Here is a 2,812-nt window from a genome sequence, read left to right as displayed (position 1 = left end):
CGCCAGCTCAGCCGCATCACCCCAGATCCGCAGCGTCTTAAGCCGGGACGTGCCTCCGGCCACCACCGAAACCGCCGATCCCGGCACGCCAAGCGCCTTCGCCATCATCCGCTCCAGCGCCGTATTGGCGGCGCCGTTCTCCGGCACCGCGCGCACACGCGCCTTGAGATGGCTGCGCCCGTCGGCGGCCGTCTCAATGCCTTCGATCCGATCCACCGCCGCCTTCGGCGTCAGCCGCACGAAAAGGTCGATGCCGTCGTCGCGCGGACGGAACGGCGAGGCCATGGATCGGCCTTAAGCGACCCAGGAGAAGACGGTGGTGATCAAAAACTGGCGGATGAAGAAGATGATCAAAAGAAGAATGATCGGCGAGATGTCGATGCCGCCAAGATCGGGCATGTAGCGGCGGATCGGCCGCAGCGCCGGCTCGGTCAGACGGTAAAGCATATTGCCGACGGTGCCGACAAACTGGTTGCGCGAGTTGACGACGTTGAAGGCATAGAGCCAGGAAAAGATCGCCGAGGCGATGATGATCCACCAGTAGATATCAAGCGCCATGACGATGGTTTGAATAAGGGCGATCATGCCGGTCTCCAAATTGTCGCCGACATGTAGCCATTGCGCGCGGAACCGGCAAGGCCCGGCCGTTTCGGCGCTCGATGCCGGGCAGCCGTTTCGCCTTGACATCAAACCGCCGCGACCGATACAAGCCGATCCGCTGGAACGGGGCTGTAGCTCAGCTGGGAGAGCGCATCGTTCGCAATGATGAGGTCAGGGGTTCGATCCCCCTCAGCTCCACCAGCCGAAAGCAGGGGCGGGCTCTGGGCCCGCCAGTCGCTCAGTCATCCCAATCGTCCCAATTATCTTCATCCTGCCGCGGATAGCTGGGGATGACGCGGACAATCGGCCGCTGGCGCTCGTAGCGCCAGTAATACTCGTCCGACGGCTGCGGCTCGTAGGTGCGATAGATCGGCCGGTAGTGCCGCTCGCGCTTCCAATGCTTGTGCTTCTTGTGCGGGCTCACGCAATAGCCGTCTTCGGTCAGGTACGCGCATGTCACATGCGCCTGCTGCACGAGGCCGTCTCCAGCCGGGATACCGATCATCGGCGCCGCCTGAACCGCGGGCGCCAGCGCCAGCATGGTGCCGGCAAGAGTAAGGACGGACAATTTCATCGACCTCTCCATCGTCTCGAATTGGGCGGCCGAAAGACCTTCGGATTCAGGACGATTTGCGGCGACCAGCATCACTTTTCGTTCCCGCCGCACATATGAGCGTCAGATCATGTTTCCACTAGCATCCTGCGTCCTGCACGCCGGCGTGCTCTGTTTCCAGGTCACGAATTGGCAACGAGAAGCCATCTTCCGCGTCATTCCCACGAAACAGACGGGGCGCATTGGGTTGGGCGTCCCGCCGCCGACATATCCGCCATCTCAACGGAGAAGTACCAATGTCAGTGGTGGGAATCCTGCTCCATCTCGGCCGTGCCATCATCCATGCGCACAACAACGCCAAGGTCAGGAACCTGATGGATGCCTCGCCGCCCGAAACCCGCACAAACATGGGCCGGCAAATTTCACCCGGCGCCTCCGAAAAAGAGCCCGGCGCCATTCATCCCGGCGGACGCTAAGACAGCTCCAGGATAAGTGCCAACTGGAGGCTCCGCGTGGCCGGTATTGCCCGATCACCTGGAGACCGCCGTCGCTTTGCGATTGCGCTGTCGCGCATAGGCCACGCAGGCGTCCACCGTGCTGACGCAGAGCGCATCGATGCTGTTGGGCAAATTATTGTCGCCGGCATAGGTCACTTCCGCGACACGGCCGCCGAGCATGCGAATCTGCGTGTTGCAATAGCCGCCGGGCGCGACGTTGACGGACCCTCCAACTGCGGGGATAGCGCCCAGGGCCATGGTCGGCACCGCGATGTTGAGATTGCCGCGCTGCACGCTGCGCTGATAGGTCCAGATCTGGCCGGAAGGTCCCACATCGGCGGTCGCGGTCGGAAAGCCGGCGCACATGCGAACATCGGCCTCGCTGAGGCCGACCATTTCCCGGCGGGCGGCGGCCGTGGTGGGATCCTCTTTCGCGACCCGCGACGTATCGTCGGGGATGACGCAGGACGACAGGATGGAGATGCCTGCCGCAACAAGGGCAAGTTTTCGAATGCGCAAAGATGTCATGCCGTCGGTCGGAGTTGCGTGCCGCCCCAGCGCCTCTTGCCTACCTAGGCAAGCGGGCAAGGGCGTCAACCCGTCGAGGTCCGCGAATTCCGGGCAAAGGCGAGGGCGCCTATCGCTCCTTGCGCTCACGCCACGCGCAAATAGCTCGTCATGCCCGTCTTCTGGTGCTCGATGATGTGGCAGTGGAGCAGCCAGTCGCCGGGGTTGTCGGCGACGAAGCCCAGCTGCACCTTCTCGTCGGGCTGGATCAGATAGGTATCGGAGATAAGCGGCTGGACCGCTCGCGTCGAGGACGACAGCACCTTGAAGCTCATGCCGTGCAGGTGGATCGGGTGCGCGTGCGGCGTCAGGTTTTCCATGTCGATGATGTAGCTTTGGCCGAGTTTCAGCTCGGCCAGCGGCGCGGTCGGGTCCGGCGTGTCGCCCGGCCACGGCACCTTGTTGATCGCCCAGAAACTATAGCCGAGCGACCCACAGATGCTGTCGGCCGCGACATTTTCGGCCGTGGCGCTCAGCGCCAGCGGAATGCGCCTCGCGGCGGCGACGTCCACCTCCGCCACCGGATTGGGCTCGAGCGGGCCGAGATCGCGAAGATCGCGCTTGAGCGATTGGCCGACCGCACGCAGTGTCGCCA

General features: G+C 63.4%; 6 protein-coding genes and 1 tRNA gene. 2 read left to right on the top strand and 5 right to left on the bottom strand.

Going from position 1 to position 2,812, the window contains the following annotated elements; genetic code table 11:
• Together EOA60_RS27085 and EOA60_RS27080 are read right to left on the bottom strand one after the other, a co-directional pair.
• Window positions 1-285 (bottom strand): DUF167 family protein (locus EOA60_RS27085; protein WP_128312181.1); only part of this gene is annotated, 285 nt, incomplete at its 3' end.
• Window positions 286-294: 9 nt separating this feature from the next.
• The gene (locus tag EOA60_RS27080; RefSeq protein WP_067002157.1) at window positions 295-585 is read right to left on the bottom strand and encodes a YggT family protein; all 291 of its coding nucleotides are present in this window, start codon (window positions 583-585) and stop codon (window positions 295-297) included.
• Between the two features lie 140 nt (window positions 586-725).
• Between EOA60_RS27080 and EOA60_RS27075 the strand changes: the two genes are divergently transcribed.
• Window positions 726-801: transfer RNA gene (locus EOA60_RS27075), tRNA-Ala, on the top strand.
• A 37-nt stretch (window positions 802-838) separates the two neighbouring features.
• On the opposite strand, the gene EOA60_RS27070 is transcribed toward EOA60_RS27075, so the two are convergent.
• Complete coding sequence (locus EOA60_RS27070; RefSeq protein ID WP_127334911.1) at window positions 839-1,174, bottom strand: hypothetical protein; 336 nt, start codon at window positions 1,172-1,174, stop codon at window positions 839-841.
• 275 nt (window positions 1,175-1,449) lie between these two features.
• On the opposite strand from EOA60_RS27070, the gene EOA60_RS27065 reads away from it, so the two are divergent.
• Entirely contained in the window at window positions 1,450-1,629 is a 180-nt protein-coding gene (locus EOA60_RS27065) for a hypothetical protein (RefSeq protein WP_095826236.1), read from the top strand.
• 54 nt (window positions 1,630-1,683) lie between these two features.
• On the opposite strand, the gene EOA60_RS27060 is transcribed toward EOA60_RS27065, so the two are convergent.
• Both EOA60_RS27060 and EOA60_RS27055 read right to left on the bottom strand, forming a co-directional pair.
• On the bottom strand, window positions 1,684-2,178 hold the full coding sequence (locus EOA60_RS27060) for a hypothetical protein (RefSeq protein ID WP_095779821.1): 495 nt from the start codon (window positions 2,176-2,178) through the stop codon (window positions 1,684-1,686).
• A gap of 125 nt (window positions 2,179-2,303) precedes the next feature.
• A partial coding sequence (locus EOA60_RS27055) for a multicopper oxidase domain-containing protein (protein ID WP_164899566.1) occupies window positions 2,304-2,812 on the bottom strand: 509 nt, incomplete at its 5' end.

Source organism: Mesorhizobium sp. M1A.F.Ca.IN.020.06.1.1 (genome assembly GCF_004023265.1).
GTDB lineage: Bacteria > Pseudomonadota > Alphaproteobacteria > Rhizobiales > Rhizobiaceae > Mesorhizobium.
The sequence above is the reverse complement of the archived record's forward strand: the minus strand, read 5'-3'. Positions and strand labels throughout refer to the sequence as shown.

Coding starts and splice junctions, on each gene's coding strand:
- EOA60_RS27070 (WP_127334911.1), bottom strand. CDS start 1,174: ATGAAATTGTCCGTCCTTACTCTTGCCGGCACCATGCTGGCGCTGGCG.
- EOA60_RS27080 (WP_067002157.1), bottom strand. CDS start 585: ATGATCGCCCTTATTCAAACCATCGTCATGGCGCTTGATATCTACTGG.
- EOA60_RS27060 (WP_095779821.1), bottom strand. CDS start 2,178: ATGACATCTTTGCGCATTCGAAAACTTGCCCTTGTTGCGGCAGGCATC.
- EOA60_RS27065 (WP_095826236.1), top strand. CDS start 1,450: ATGTCAGTGGTGGGAATCCTGCTCCATCTCGGCCGTGCCATCATCCAT.